Annotated in this window: 14 protein-coding genes and 1 pseudogene; 12 read left to right on the top strand and 3 right to left on the bottom strand. The window is 69.8% G+C overall.

All coding sequences use genetic code 11. The annotated features are described in order from the left end of the window. Nucleotides 1-145: 145 nt before the first annotated feature. The 5 genes from OG963_RS15440 (at nucleotide 146) to OG963_RS15420 (ending at nucleotide 5150) form a co-directional block, all read left to right on the top strand. Nucleotides 146-505 carry a YraN family protein gene (locus OG963_RS15440; protein WP_093778600.1) on the top strand — a complete coding sequence of 120 codons (360 nt, stop codon included), beginning with the start codon at nucleotides 146-148 and terminating at the stop codon, nucleotides 503-505. Continuing rightward, complete coding sequence (locus OG963_RS15435) at nucleotides 505-2130, top strand: YifB family Mg chelatase-like AAA ATPase (protein WP_093778598.1); 1626 nt, start codon at nucleotides 505-507, stop codon at nucleotides 2128-2130. Before OG963_RS15440 ends, OG963_RS15435 begins: the two co-directional genes overlap by 1 nt. Beyond that, nucleotides 2127-3419, top strand: coding sequence for a DNA-processing protein DprA (dprA, locus tag OG963_RS15430; protein ID WP_093929325.1), 1293 nt, complete (start codon nucleotides 2127-2129; stop codon nucleotides 3417-3419). Before OG963_RS15435 ends, dprA begins: the two co-directional genes overlap by 4 nt. A gap of 242 nt (nucleotides 3420-3661) precedes the next feature. Then, nucleotides 3662-4498: an RNA polymerase sigma factor WhiG gene (whiG, locus tag OG963_RS15425; protein WP_030928379.1), complete on the top strand. Its 837-nt coding sequence runs from the start codon at nucleotides 3662-3664 to the stop codon at nucleotides 4496-4498. A gap of 94 nt (nucleotides 4499-4592) precedes the next feature. After that, nucleotides 4593-5150: a TetR/AcrR family transcriptional regulator gene (locus OG963_RS15420; protein WP_030928377.1), complete on the top strand. Its 558-nt coding sequence runs from the start codon at nucleotides 4593-4595 to the stop codon at nucleotides 5148-5150. 212 nt (nucleotides 5151-5362) lie between these two features. On the opposite strand, the pseudogene OG963_RS15415 reads toward OG963_RS15420, so the two are convergent. Continuing rightward, a pseudogene (locus OG963_RS15415) lies at nucleotides 5363-5824 on the bottom strand (peptidoglycan DD-metalloendopeptidase family protein); the annotation flags it as partial. A gap of 278 nt (nucleotides 5825-6102) precedes the next feature. On the opposite strand from OG963_RS15415, the gene rpsB reads away from it, so the two are divergent. The 5 genes from rpsB (at nucleotide 6103) to OG963_RS15390 (ending at nucleotide 10712) form a co-directional block, all read left to right on the top strand. Beyond that, a complete protein-coding gene (rpsB, locus tag OG963_RS15410; RefSeq protein WP_093778594.1) occupies nucleotides 6103-7008 on the top strand; it encodes a 30S ribosomal protein S2 in 906 nt (301 codons plus the stop codon). 102 nt (nucleotides 7009-7110) lie between these two features. Next, complete coding sequence (gene tsf, locus OG963_RS15405) at nucleotides 7111-7947, top strand: translation elongation factor Ts (RefSeq protein WP_030928372.1); 837 nt, start codon at nucleotides 7111-7113, stop codon at nucleotides 7945-7947. Nucleotides 7948-8107: 160 nt separating this feature from the next. Further along, on the top strand, nucleotides 8108-8884 hold the full coding sequence (pyrH, locus tag OG963_RS15400; RefSeq protein ID WP_030928369.1) for a UMP kinase: 777 nt from the start codon (nucleotides 8108-8110) through the stop codon (nucleotides 8882-8884). A gap of 182 nt (nucleotides 8885-9066) precedes the next feature. After that, nucleotides 9067-9624, top strand: coding sequence for a ribosome recycling factor (gene frr, locus OG963_RS15395; RefSeq protein ID WP_277328610.1), 558 nt, complete (start codon nucleotides 9067-9069; stop codon nucleotides 9622-9624). Then, complete coding sequence (locus tag OG963_RS15390; protein ID WP_030928363.1) at nucleotides 9624-10712, top strand: phosphatidate cytidylyltransferase; 1089 nt, start codon at nucleotides 9624-9626, stop codon at nucleotides 10710-10712. The genes frr and OG963_RS15390 overlap by 1 nt, the downstream gene beginning before the upstream one ends. Before the next feature lie 197 nt (nucleotides 10713-10909). Here the strand turns inward: OG963_RS15390 and OG963_RS15385 are convergent, their stop codons facing one another. Continuing rightward, on the bottom strand, nucleotides 10910-11152 hold the full coding sequence (locus OG963_RS15385; protein WP_093778592.1) for a hypothetical protein: 243 nt from the start codon (nucleotides 11150-11152) through the stop codon (nucleotides 10910-10912). Nucleotides 11153-11178: 26 nt separating this feature from the next. Next, nucleotides 11179-11520: a DUF6233 domain-containing protein gene (locus tag OG963_RS15380; protein ID WP_093778590.1), complete on the bottom strand. Its 342-nt coding sequence runs from the start codon at nucleotides 11518-11520 to the stop codon at nucleotides 11179-11181. Nucleotides 11521-11835: 315 nt separating this feature from the next. On the opposite strand from OG963_RS15380, the gene OG963_RS15375 reads away from it, so the two are divergent. Together OG963_RS15375 and OG963_RS15370 are read left to right on the top strand one after the other, a co-directional pair. After that, a complete protein-coding gene (locus OG963_RS15375) occupies nucleotides 11836-12327 on the top strand; it encodes a hypothetical protein (protein WP_371799173.1) in 492 nt (163 codons plus the stop codon). Beyond that, a complete protein-coding gene (locus tag OG963_RS15370; protein WP_371799172.1) occupies nucleotides 12324-12488 on the top strand; it encodes a hypothetical protein in 165 nt (54 codons plus the stop codon). The genes OG963_RS15375 and OG963_RS15370 overlap by 4 nt, the downstream gene beginning before the upstream one ends. Nucleotides 12489-12553: the final 65 nt, after the last annotated feature.

The raw sequence follows: 12553 nt of genomic DNA, 5'->3' as shown, positions 1-12553 counted from the left end.
CCTGATCCGAACGAAGGACCCGGGAACGCCCCTCCGACCGGTCCCCCTCACAGGTGGCCGGGTTGTCCACAGCCGCCGAGTTGTCCACCAAGATCCACCGGTCGGGGTCGGACGGGACAGAGTCGGTGCCGGAGGTGGTGCCGATATGAACGCACGGGGGGCACTCGGGCGGTACGGCGAGGATCTGGCGGCGCGGCTGCTGACCGACGCCGGCATGGCCGTACTGGCACGGAACTGGCGCTGTCGCACCGGTGAGATCGACATCGTCGCCAAGGACGGCGACGCGTTGGTCGTCTGCGAGGTCAAGACCCGCAGGGCGGGGGCGTTCGAGCATCCGATGGCGGCCGTCACCCCGGTCAAGGCGGACCGGCTGCGACGGCTGGCCGAGATCTGGCTCGACCTGAACGGCGGTCCGCCGCCGGGCGGGGTGCGGATCGACCTGGTCGGCGTGGTGGTGCCGAGGCGCGGAGCGCCGGTCGTCGAGCACGCGCGGGGGGTGGCCTGATGGGGTTCGCGCGGGCGTGCTCGGTGGCGCTGGTCGGCGTCGACGGCGTGGTGGTGGAGGTCCAGGCGGACCTGGAGCCCGGGGTGGCGGCTTTCACCCTGGTGGGGTTGCCGGACAAGAGCCTGGTGGAGAGCCGGGACCGGGTCAGGGCCGCAGTGGTCAACTCCGGGGCCGAGTGGCCGCAGAAGAAACTCACGGTCGGGCTCTCCCCGGCCTCCGTGCCCAAGGGCGGCAGCGGATTCGACCTGGCCGTGGCGTGTGCCGTGCTGGGCGCGGCCGAGCGGATCGACCCTGCGGCCATCGCGGATGTGGTGATGATCGGGGAGCTCGGGCTCGACGGCCGGGTGCGGCCGGTGCGCGGAGTGCTGCCCGCCGTGCTCGCCGCGGCGGAGGCCGGGTACCGCAAGGTCGTCGTGCCCGAACAGACCGCGGGCGAAGCGGCGCTGGTCCCGGGGGTGTCGGTCCTCGGGGTACGGAGCCTGCGGCAGCTGATCGCCGTGCTCAGCGACGAACCGGTGCCCGACGAGCCGGAGATCCGCGAGGAGGGGCGCCCCGACACCATGCTCGCGGGGCTGATGGTGCCGGGAGCCGGCATCGGTACCGGACTGGCGATGGGCTCCGCGCAGGGCGACGGACACCGCCCGGACCTGGCGGACGTCGCCGGCCAGGAGACGCCGCGAAAGGCCCTGGAGGTCGCCGCGGCGGGTGGTCACCATCTGCTGCTCTCGGGACCGCCGGGCGCCGGCAAGACCATGCTGGCCGAGCGGCTGTCCGCGATTCTTCCGCCGCTGACCAGGCGGGAATCCCTCGAAGTGACCGCGGTGCACTCGGTGGCGGGCATCCTGCCGCCCGGCGAACCGCTGGTCTCCCGGGCGCCGTACTGCGCGCCGCACCACTCGGCGACCATGCAGTCGCTGGTCGGCGGGGGCAACGGACTGCCGCGGCCCGGTGCGGTCTCGCTGGCCCATCGCGGTGTGCTCTTTCTGGACGAGGCGCCGGAGTTCTCCGTGCGGGCCCTGGACGCGCTGCGCCAGCCGCTGGAGTCGGGGCATGTGGTGGTGGCGCGCAGTGCCGGTGTGGTGCGGCTGCCCGCCCGTTTCCTGATGGTGCTGGCCGCCAATCCGTGTCCGTGCGGCCGCCACACGCTCACCGGCGCGGCCTGCGAATGCCCGCCCTCGTCGGTCCGTCGCTATCAGGCGAGACTGTCCGGGCCCCTGCTCGACCGGGTGGATCTGCGTGTGGTCGTCGCTCCGGTCACCCGTGAGGACCTGATGGGGCGGGGCGGCCGCGGCGAGTCGACGGCCGATGTCGCCGCCCGGGTACGGGAGGCCAGGTCGCGGGCGGCGGCCCGGCTCGCGGGCACACCCTGGGCCACCAACAGCGAGGTCCCCGGCCATGAGCTGCGGACCAGGCTGCTCGCGGCGCCCGGGGCGCTCATGGAGGCGGAACGGGACATGGAGCGCGGACTGCTGACCGCACGGGGACTCGACCGGGTCCTGCGAGTGGCATGGACCCTGGCCGATCTGCGTGGCGCCGATCGCCCGGAGGCGTTCGACATCGCGGTGGCCCTGGAGCTTCGGACGGGGATCTCGCGCGGGGCCTCGGTGCTGGACCGGGCTTCATGACGCCGGGCGGCCCCGGCGCCGGACCGGGCATCAGGGCACCCGTCACGGCACCGGAGGGCGTTGACGAGGGGCGGGGCATCAGCGCGCCCGGCGTCCGGGAGCGGAGCCGTGAAGCGGGGTGGGCGCGACCGGCGGTGGGCGACCGGGAGCGCCTGGCGCGGGCCGCCCTGACCCGTGTCCTCGAGCCGGGCGACGAACGCGGTGGCCGCTGGCTGCGCGAAATCGGCGCCACCGAACTGATACGCCGGATCACGGCCCGGGACGGGAGCGCGGAACAGCTTCGGGGGATGACGGCGAAGCGGCTGGCCGGCTACCGGTTGCGGGCCGAAACGGTCGACCCCGAGCGGGACCTGGCGTCGGTCGCCGCCGTGGGCGGCCGCTTCGTCTGCCCCGGCGACCGTGAGTGGCCCGGTCAACTCGACGACCTGGGGTACTCCCGGCCGACCGGCCTCTGGGTTCGGGGGCGGCCCGATCTGCGGCTCTGGGCGCTGCGCTCGGTCGCGGTGGTCGGCGCCCGGGCGTGTACTCCGTACGGGGCACATATGGCGGCGAGTCTTGGGGCGGGGCTGGCGGAGCTGGGCTGGGTGGTGGTGTCGGGGGCCGCGTTCGGGGTGGACGGGGCGGCCCATCGCGGCGCCCTCTCGGCCGGCGGGGCGACCATGGCGGTCCTGGCCTGCGGGGTGGACGTCGCCTATCCCCGAGGGCATGCCGAGCTGATCGAGCGCGTGGCGGAACAGGGGCTGCTCATCGGAGAGCTGCCACCGGCCGACCATCCGACGCGTAGCAGATTCATCCTCCGGAACCGGGTGATTGCCGCGCTGACCCGGGGGACGGTCGTGGTCGAGGCCGAATACCGCAGCGGCTCACTGGTGACCGCGCGCAGTGCGCAACGGCTGGGCCGGTTCACCATGGGGGTGCCGGGGCCCGCCACCAGTGGTCTGTCGGCCGGGGTCCACGAACTCCTCAGGGGCGAGGGAGTCCTGGTCACCGACGCCGCGGAAGTCGCCGAACTGGTGGGGGAGATCGGCGATCTCGCCCCGGTCCGGCGTGGCCCCGTACTTGCCAGGGATCTGTTGGACGCCGCCTCCGCCCGGGTTCTGGACGCCCTGCCCTCCCAAGGCTCCGTCAGTCAAAGGGACATCGCCCGCACGGCGGGCACCGGTGTCGACGAAGCACTCGGCAGATTGTACGAACTGCACTCACTGGGGTTCGTCGAACGCGCTGGCGAAGGCTGGCAGTTGACGCCGCGCCCGACACGCAAGGGCGGCCCGCGGCGAGGCGGTCCTTGACCTGGAGCATTCGGGTGAAAAGGTGATGCCGATGACCTCGGTGGATCCTTCAGTGACGCCTCCGGGACCGGTCCACGCGGTGACGGTTCCGGAGTGCAGTCATGTCCATTCGTCCGGAAGTGCCCGGCGCAGATCCTCTATCCTTCGCGCACCGCAACACTTCAGTCACGCTACGCTCACAAGGATTTCGGCCCAGACACAAGTCCCCCAGCAGTCCACAGCAGAACGGCTCAAGGCACCACATGCCCCAGCACACCTCCGGGTCTGACCGTGCGCCAGTACCACCGGCTGCGCGTGGCACTGTGCGCCCTCCTGCCCCTTCCTCGCTCGACGAGTTGTGGCGTTCGTACAAGTCCACGGGCGACGAGCGGCTGCGGGAGCAGCTGATCCTGCACTACTCGCCGTTGGTGAAGTACGTCGCGGGCCGGGTGAGCGTGGGACTGCCGTCCAACGTCGAGCAGGCGGACTTCGTCTCCTCGGGAGTCTTCGGGCTGATCGACGCGATCGAGAAGTTCGACATCGAGCGGGCCATCAAGTTCGAGACGTACGCAATCACCCGCATCCGTGGCGCGATGATCGACGAACTCCGGGCGCTGGACTGGATCCCACGCTCCGTGCGGCAGAAGGCACGGGCCGTGGAGCGCGCCTACGCCACGCTGGAGGCGCAGTTGCGGCGTACACCCTCCGAGCCGGAGGTCGCCGCCGAGATGGGCGTCACGCTGGAAGAACTGCACGCGGTTTTCAGCCAGTTGTCGCTGGCGAACGTGGTCGCGTTGGAGGAGCTCCTGCATGTCGGCGGCGAGGGTGGTGACCGGCTGAGCCTGATGGACACGCTGGAGGACACCGCCGCCGACAATCCCGTGGAGGTCGCCGAGGACCGTGAGCTCAGAAGGCTGCTCGCCCGGGCGATCAACACACTCCCGGACCGTGAGAAGACGGTCGTCACCCTCTACTACTACGAGGGCCTCACCCTCGCCGAGATCGGCAACGTACTCGGGGTCACCGAGAGCCGGGTCAGCCAGATCCACACCAAATCGGTGCTGCAGTTGCGCGCGAAACTGGCCGACGCCGGACGTTGAGACGGGTGCGCGGCAGGCGATCGGTGCCGCCCGTCCCCCTCTCCCACAGGTGCCGCCGTACAGTGGATCCGTGCCCAGGATTCGAGCGGCCTCCGTGGCCGAGCACCGGACCATGCAGCGCGGCGCCCTCCTGGACGCTGCCCGATCCCTGCTGTCCGAGGGTGGTACGGAGGCATTGACCTTCCCCGCTCTCGCCGAGCGCACAGGCCTCGCCAGGTCCTCCGTCTACGAGTACTTCCGCTCCCGGGCGGCCGTGGTCGAGGAGCTGTGCGCCGTCGACTTCCCCGTCTGGGCGGCCGAGGTCGAGCTCGCCATGGAGCGGGCCGGGACCCCTGAGGGAAAGATCGAGGCGTATGTGCGCCGCCAGCTCGACCTGGTCGGGGACCGGCGGCACCGGGCGGTTGTCGCCATCTCCGCGAGCGAGCTGGACGCGGGCGCACGCGAGAAGATCCGGGCCGCGCACGGCGGACTGATCGCCATGATCGTCGAGGCGCTCGGCGACCTCGGCCACGAGCAGCCGAGGCTCGCGGCGATGCTGCTGCAGGGTTCGGTGGACGCCGCCGTGCGCCGTATCGAGCTGAGCGTGGCGGAGCCGCCGGACGTGATCGCGGACACCGTCGTCGCCATGATCCTGCGGGGCATCCGGGGCTGACGCCCGGACCGGAGGGCCGCCGTGGCGAGCAGCGCGGCAGGGGCCGCGTATCCGATGGCGCCCGGTGTGTCCGGCGTCGGTTCCGGTACGCCGACGACCGGAAGCAGCCGGGACGGGCCGCGTCGGAGCAGTGACGGCGGCAGCAGGGTCAGCGGGTCCAGATATGCGTCACCGCGCCGCAGCCCCCAGTGCAGACACCCGGACGCACAGTGGAACGGACCCGCCTCCAGGACCGCGACCACCTGCCCGGCGACAGCCTCCTCGCCTTTCTCGACCAGCGCGCGCACCGGTTCGTAAGTCGTGCGCAGCGGCGGATCACCCGTCCCCGCCACCTCGATCGCGACGACTCCGCGGCCCGCGACGCGCCCTGCGAACGAGACGCGGCCGGAGGCGGCGGCGCGCACCGGCGCACCGGGCCGGGCGGCGAGATCGACGCCACGGTGCCCCCGTCCGTATGTACTGGCCGGGGGTTCCCACCCCCGTACGACCGCAGGGTGCCCGTCGAGCGGCCACACGCGCTCGGCGCCGGGCCCGGAGTCGGCAGCGGTGGCGGCGTGCGCACTGCACAGCAGAGTGAGTACCGCCAGGGCCACCGCCGCGAGCAGGGTTCGCGCCCGACGGGAACGGCTCGCCTCACCGCGGCGGGCAGCAGGCGGTTCAGGTGTGTATCGCATGATCGGAACCGTCCCGCATCCGGCGGATCCATGCGGATCATGGACCGGATCTGTGGACCACCGGCCGGTTGTGGACATCGCCGTCACCCGGCACCCGACGGGTCCCGTACACTTCTTGTGGCGATCCGGGTCACCGGGTCGACTTCGCACGCCCCGCCACCTCCCTCTCTGCGGACGGTGGCCGCGCTCCTCGGTCCCTTGTGGCACGGCGCGTCGGGGCGTCAGGCGCGACAGCAATCCTGCGGTCGCGACAACCGAGCACCTCAAGGAGTACGGCCATGGCCGTCGTCACGATGCGGGAGCTGCTGGAAAGCGGCGTCCACTTCGGTCACCAGACCCGTCGCTGGAACCCGAAGATGAAGCGCTTCATCTTCACCGAGCGCAACGGCATCTACATCATCGACCTGCTCCAGTCGCTGTCGTACATCGACCGCGCCTACGAGTTCGTCAAGGAGACCGTCGCGCACGGCGGCTCCATCATGTTCGTGGGTACGAAGAAGCAGGCCCAGGAGGCCATCGCCGAGCAGGCGACGCGCGTCGGCATGCCGTACGTCAACCAGCGTTGGCTCGGTGGCATGCTCACCAACTTCTCCACCGTCTACAAGCGCCTTCAGCGTCTGAAGGAGCTCGAGCAGATCGACTTCGAGGACGTGGCCGCCTCCGGCCTCACCAAGAAGGAGCTCCTGGTCCTCTCCCGCGAGAAGGCCAAGCTGGAGAAGACCCTCGGTGGTATCCGCGAGATGCAGAAGGTGCCCAGCGCCGTCTGGATCGTCGACACCAAGAAGGAGCACATCGCCGTCGGTGAGGCGCGCAAGCTCCACATCCCGGTCGTCGCGATCCTCGACACCAACTGCGACCCCGACGAGGTCGACTACAAGATCCCGGGCAACGACGACGCGATCCGCTCCGTCACCCTGCTCACCCGCGTGATCGCCGACGCCGTCGCCGAGGGCCTCATCGCCCGTTCCGGCGCCGCGACCGGCGACTCGAAGCCGGGCGAGAAGGCCGCCGGCGAGCCGCTCGCCGAGTGGGAGCGCGACCTGCTCGAGGGCGACAAGAAGGCGGACGCCGAGGGCGCTGCCGAGGTGCAGACGTCCGCCGAGACCGAGAAGGTCGCGGACGCCGCCGAGACGCCGGCCGAGGCCGCTGCCGAGGCTCCGGCCGCGGACGCCGAGCAGGCCTGACCACTGCTTCACGGCTGAATGACGGCGGGGGCCGGTGCCACAAGCACCGCCCCCGCCGTTCACCCGTAGATCTTTCAGACTTCGAGAGAGAATCACAGACTCATGGCGAACTACACCGCCGCTGACGTCAAGAAGCTCCGTGAGCTCACCGGCGCCGGCATGATGGACTGCAAGAAGGCGCTCGACGAGGCCGACGGCAGCGTCGACAAGGCCGTCGAGGCCCTCCGCATCAAGGGCCAGAAGGGCGTCGCCAAGCGCGAGGGCCGTTCTGCCGAGAACGGTGCCGTTGTCTCCCTCATCTCCGAGGACAAGACCTCCGGCGTCCTGCTCGAGCTCAAGTGCGAGACGGACTTCGTCGCCAAGGGCGAGAAGTTCCTCGCCGTCGCCGACGCGCTCGCCGCGCACGTCGCCGCGACCTCGCCGGCCGACCTGGCTGCGCTGCTCGCCTCCGAGATCGAGGCCGGCAAGACCGTCCAGGCGTACGTCGACGAGGCCAACGCCAACCTCGGTGAGAAGATCGTCCTGGACCGCTTCGCGCAGTTCACCGGCGGTTACGTGGCTGCGTACATGCACCGCACCATGCCCGACCTCCCGCCGCAGGTCGGCGTGCTCGTCGAGCTGGACAAGGAGAACGCCGAGGTCGCCAAGGACGTTGCGCAGCACATCGCCGCCTTCGCCCCGAAGTACCTCAACCGCGACGAGGTCCCGGCCGAGACGGTCGAGAACGAGCGTCGTGTCGCCGAGGCCACCTCTCGCGAGGAGGGCAAGCCCGAGGCCGCCCTTCCGAAGATCGTCGAGGGTCGCGTCAACGGCTTCTTCAAGGACGTCGTCGTCCTGGAGCAGGCCTTCGCCAAGGACAACAAGAAGTCTGTCCAGAAGGTCCTGGACGAGGCCGGTGTCACCCTGAAGCGCTTCTCGCGCATCAAGGTCGGCATCTGAGTCCGTCCGCGAAAAACGGTGGACCCCGATAGGGTCTAGTGCAGTCGTACGGCCGCACACCTGCCGTACGACCGCAGATCTGACGAGGAGGCCATTGCCGCTGAGGGACACCAGACCCACCGGCAATGGCCTTCTTCGTATGTGCACGAGGAGAAACTCCATGAACAAGGGCGCGGACGCCGCAAAAGGTGACCAGAAGCGCGAGGACGGCAAGGTGCCCGGGCGCTTCATGCTGAAGCTGTCCGGCGAGGCGTTCGCCGGCGGCGGGGGACTCGGCGTCGACCCCGACGTCGTACACGCCATCGCCCGGGAGATCGCGGCTGTCGTCCGGGGCGGTGCCGAAATCGCGGTCGTCATCGGCGGCGGCAACTTCTTCCGCGGCGCCGAGCTCCAGCAGCGCGGCATGGACCGGGCGCGCTCCGACTACATGGGCATGCTCGGCACGGTCATGAACTGCCTCGCGCTCCAGGACTTCCTGGAGAAGGAGGGCATCGACTCCCGGGTCCAGACCGCCATCACCATGGGCCAGGTCGCCGAGCCGTACATCCCGCTGCGCGCCGTGCGCCACCTGGAGAAGGGCCGCGTCGTCATCTTCGGTGCCGGTATGGGCATGCCGTACTTCTCCACCGACACCACTGCCGCCCAGCGCGCCCTGGAGATCGACGCCGAGGGTCTGCTGATGGGCAAGAACGGTGTGGACGGTGTCTACGACTCCGACCCCAAGACCAACCCCGACGCGGTGAAGTTCGACGCTCTGGAGTACAGCGAGGTGCTCGCCCGCGATCTCAAGATCGCCGACGCCACCGCCATCACGCTCTGCCGTGACAACCGGCTGCCGATCCTTGTCTTCGAGCTCACCGCGGCGGGCAATATCGCCCGCGCCGTCAAGGGTGAGAAGATCGGCACGCTCGTGAGCGACCAGGGCACCCGGGCCTGAGAACCGGGGGGACGGCGCCGGGGGATCCCGGTGCGGTCCCGAGGCTCTTCGGGAACACTCCTGGAGGGGCCCCGAAGGATGGACAACGGCCTGCCGGTCGGACACCGTGCAGGTGAGGACGCGACGCAGGACCCGCCGGGCCGGAGCAAGCCGGGCCCACTCTAGACACGCAGGAGCACGTGGTGATCGAAGAAACCCTCCTCGAGGCCGAGGAGAAGATGGAGAAGGCCGTCGTGGTCGCGAAAGAGGACTTCGCCGCGATCCGCACCGGCCGTGCGCACCCGGCGATGTTCAACAAGATCGTCGCCGACTACTACGGCGCGCTGACCCCGATCAACCAGCTGGCCTCTTTCTCGGTTCCCGAGCCGCGGATGGCCGTCGTGACGCCGTTCGACAAGAGCGCTCTGCGCAACATCGAGCAGGCGATCCGCGACTCCGACCTCGGCGTCAACCCGAGCAACGACGGCAATATCATCCGGGTGAACTTCCCGGACCTCACCGAGGAGCGTCGCCGCGACTACATCAAGGTCGCGAAGACGAAGGCCGAGGACTCCAAGATCTCGATCCGGGCCGTCCGCCGCAAGGCCAAGGAGACCCTGGACAAGCTGGTCAAGGACAAGGAGTCCGGCGAGGACGAGGTGCGCCGCGCCGAGAAGGAGCTCGACGACATCACTGCGAAGTACGTCGCGCAGGTCGACGAGCTGCTCAAGCACAAGGAAGCCGAGCTGCTCGAAGTCTGATGAACGACTCTTCCTGGGGCGCCTCGCAGGCCGGCTACTGGGGTGCGCCCGAGATGCAGGCTGCTCCGGCGGGTCCTGCATACGATGTGCATGACGCCCAGCACACTCGGCCCATGCCCATCGTGCCTGACGTTCCCGACGCAGGTAGAGACGCTGACGACCGTGACGACCGTGACGAGCGGGACGGGGGAGCCGCCCGCCGGGGCGGTGGCCCCCTGTTCCGTGACGAGAAGCCGCAGGAGCCCATGTCCACCCCGCCGCCCCCGCAGAAGAAACGTGCGGGCCGTGATCTGCGAGCCGCCATAGGGGTCGGCGTGGGGCTCGGTGCCGTCATCGTCGCCTCGCTCTTCATCGTCAAGGCCGTCTTCATCGGCGTGATAGCGATCGCCGTCGTCGTCGGCCTCTGGGAGCTCACCTCCCGGCTCGAGGAGCGCAAGGGCATCAAGGCGCCGCTCGTGCCGCTCGCGGTCGGGGGCGCGGCGATGATCGTGGCCGGCTATGTCCGCGGTGCCGAGGGCGCGTGGGTCGCGATGGCGCTGACCGCCCTGGCGGTGCTCGTCTGGCGGATGACCGAACCGCCGGAGGGGTACCTCAAGGACGTCACGGCGGGGGTCTTCGCCGCGTTCTACGTACCGTTCCTGGCCACCTTCGTCGCGATGCTGCTGAGCGCGGACGACGGTCCGCAGCGGGTCCTCACCTTCCTGCTGCTGACCGTGGTCAGTGACACGGGGGCGTACGCAGTCGGCTGGCGCTTCGGCAAGCACAAGCTCGCGCCGCGCATCAGCCCCGGCAAGACCCGTGAGGGCCTGTTCGGAGCGATCGCCTTCGCGATGGTCGCCGGTGCGCTGTGCATGCAGTTCCTGATCGACGGTGGCACCTGGTGGCAGGGTCTGCTGCTCGGCCTCGCTGTCGCCGCCAGCGCCACCCTCGGCGATCTGGGTGAGTCCATGATCAAGCGGGATCTCGGGATCAAGGACATGGGCACGCTGCTGCCGGGCCACGGCGGGATCATGGACCGGCTGGACTCGCTGCTGCCGACCGCTCCGGTGGTCTGGCTGCTGCTGGTGCTTTTCGTCGGCTCCAGCTGAACAGTCGGGTTGCCACCCGTCCTGGCCTGCGTTTTTGTGAGTGAGGGTCCGTTGCCCACAGGGCGGCGGGCCCTCACTTCTCTGTCTGCGGGACTGCGAGAACCGTGCCTGTTCACGGGCGTGACGCCGAGGCCGGCGATCCAACTCCTGAAGCGGGTGTCAGCCCGCCTCTCCCGACTCGAACGTTGCTGTGGGGTCTACCTGCAGTGACCGGTGGACTCACAGGCAGAGGCCGCGCCGTACTCGTGTGGGTGGCCGCCCTGCCATTGCACCCACTGCGGGTCGTCGAGTACGTCACCGGCGTCGGGCAGGCCTGCGCGGCGCAGGAACTCGATCACGTCGTCGTCGCTGCGGGCGAGGCCGGCGACCTGGGCGCGGATCGTCACCCGACGGCCTCCCGTTCCGGCTGGGCGGTGGATGACGATGGGTGTTTCGCTCATGTCCTCGGGTTCTGACGGTCTTCGGTTCACAGCACTCCAAGCTCTCTGTCCGGCCGGCAGTACGCGCAGGCCGTGATGCCGTCTTCCGTGAGCGCGCGCAGGGCCTGCTCCCGGGTCATCGGCTTCGTTCTCCTGCCGCCCATGCCGCAGTCGCCTGTGTGGACGGCGTCGGCATGGGAGGTGCCGCCCGCGCGCTGCAGGGAGAGCTTCCAGTCGGGTGCCGGTGGCGGCAGGGTGCGTGCTGCCCGGGCGGCCGTGGCCTCGCGTTCTTCCAGCTCGGCGATGGTCCGATCGGTTCGGCCGAGCTGGTACGCCTGCCACTCGCGCACGATGCGCAGGCGATCCAGACGAGAGAGGTTTTCGGACACGTATTCGATTCTAGGTCCCGGTGGGACGCTCTGCGCACGTTCTCTCCGTAGTGCGATCGGTCACTGTCCCTCGGGGCGGCTGGGACGGCTCCGGGCCGTCGGTGGGCCGTCAAAGGGCCGCGACGTCGGCCGATGGCGACCGACGACGACCGGGCGTGTGTGCACCTCACCCGCCCTGACCTGGCGAAGGCCTCTGCCACCGCGGCGTGTCTGCAACACTGGAGGAACCATGCCTAAGCCCGGAGAACTGGCAGCGAACGGACAAGAGCAGGCCCCCTACCTGCGCGTTTGGTGCACCTGAGGGGTCTACTTCTGGTGGCTGGGCCGTCTCTGGGCCGTCGGTGCTACTCCCCGCACGACAACTCGCTCATCGAAATCAAAACCCTCGGGCTCGGCTCCCTGCGCTACGAACGCCCCGAGTTCCTGGAGCGCTACACGGTCGACACCGACGAGTTCGGCAAGCTCCCCGACCTCACCCGGCTCTGGCGTGACTTCCGCCGGCCACTGCCCTCCGCGGTGCGGCAGACCCAGCTCTACATGTACCTCGGCGTGCACTTCGAGGATCTCGAAGTCGACCGCACGGTGTTCTTCTACGACTTCAAATCGACTCAGGAAACGAAGTCCTTCACCGTCACCTACGACGAGTCGTTCTCCGAACCGCTCATCGACGCCGACGCCGACGCCGACGCCGACGCCGACGCCGCCGCCGCGATCTGCGACTGCGTCGCCGCCGACATCGCACCCCACTGCAACATCAACGGCCGTATCGGCTGCTCGTCCTTCCTGGAATTCAAGGAGGCGGAGTGACTACCGCCGCCGACCGACTCTGGGACGAGCTCGAAGGCATGGCCTTCGAGAAGGAGGAGCGGCCCGACGGCTACCTCCCCGCGCTCCCGCGTGACATCACCGCGCTGACCGACCAGGAGCTGATGAACCTCTACGGCCAGTTCGTCACGTCGCCGCCCTGAGCCTGTGCGAGGCCCTCGACATAATCCACAGCAATGCCGAGGCCCGCGCCAACTTCTGCTCGCGC

It is taken from the genome of Streptomyces sp. NBC_01707, assembly GCF_041438805.1.
Lineage (GTDB): Bacteria > Actinomycetota > Actinomycetes > Streptomycetales > Streptomycetaceae > Streptomyces.
Note: the sequence above shows the minus strand (reverse complement) of the source record. Positions and strands in the feature narration are given on the sequence as shown.

Bases quoted from the DNA above. Each gene is read 5' to 3' on its own strand.
- whiG (WP_030928379.1), top strand. From the start codon at position 3,662: ATGCCCCAGCACACCTCCGGGTCTGACCGTGCGCCAGTACCACCGGCT.
- OG963_RS15390 (WP_030928363.1), top strand. From the start codon at position 9,624: ATGAACGACTCTTCCTGGGGCGCCTCGCAGGCCGGCTACTGGGGTGCG.
- OG963_RS15435 (WP_093778598.1), top strand. From the start codon at position 505: ATGGGGTTCGCGCGGGCGTGCTCGGTGGCGCTGGTCGGCGTCGACGGC.
- OG963_RS15385 (WP_093778592.1), bottom strand. From the start codon at position 11,152: ATGAGCGAAACACCCATCGTCATCCACCGCCCAGCCGGAACGGGAGGC.
- tsf (WP_030928372.1), top strand. From the start codon at position 7,111: ATGGCGAACTACACCGCCGCTGACGTCAAGAAGCTCCGTGAGCTCACC.
- rpsB (WP_093778594.1), top strand. From the start codon at position 6,103: ATGGCCGTCGTCACGATGCGGGAGCTGCTGGAAAGCGGCGTCCACTTC.
- OG963_RS15440 (WP_093778600.1), top strand. From the start codon at position 146: ATGAACGCACGGGGGGCACTCGGGCGGTACGGCGAGGATCTGGCGGCG.
- dprA (WP_093929325.1), top strand. From the start codon at position 2,127: ATGACGCCGGGCGGCCCCGGCGCCGGACCGGGCATCAGGGCACCCGTC.
- pyrH (WP_030928369.1), top strand. From the start codon at position 8,108: ATGAACAAGGGCGCGGACGCCGCAAAAGGTGACCAGAAGCGCGAGGAC.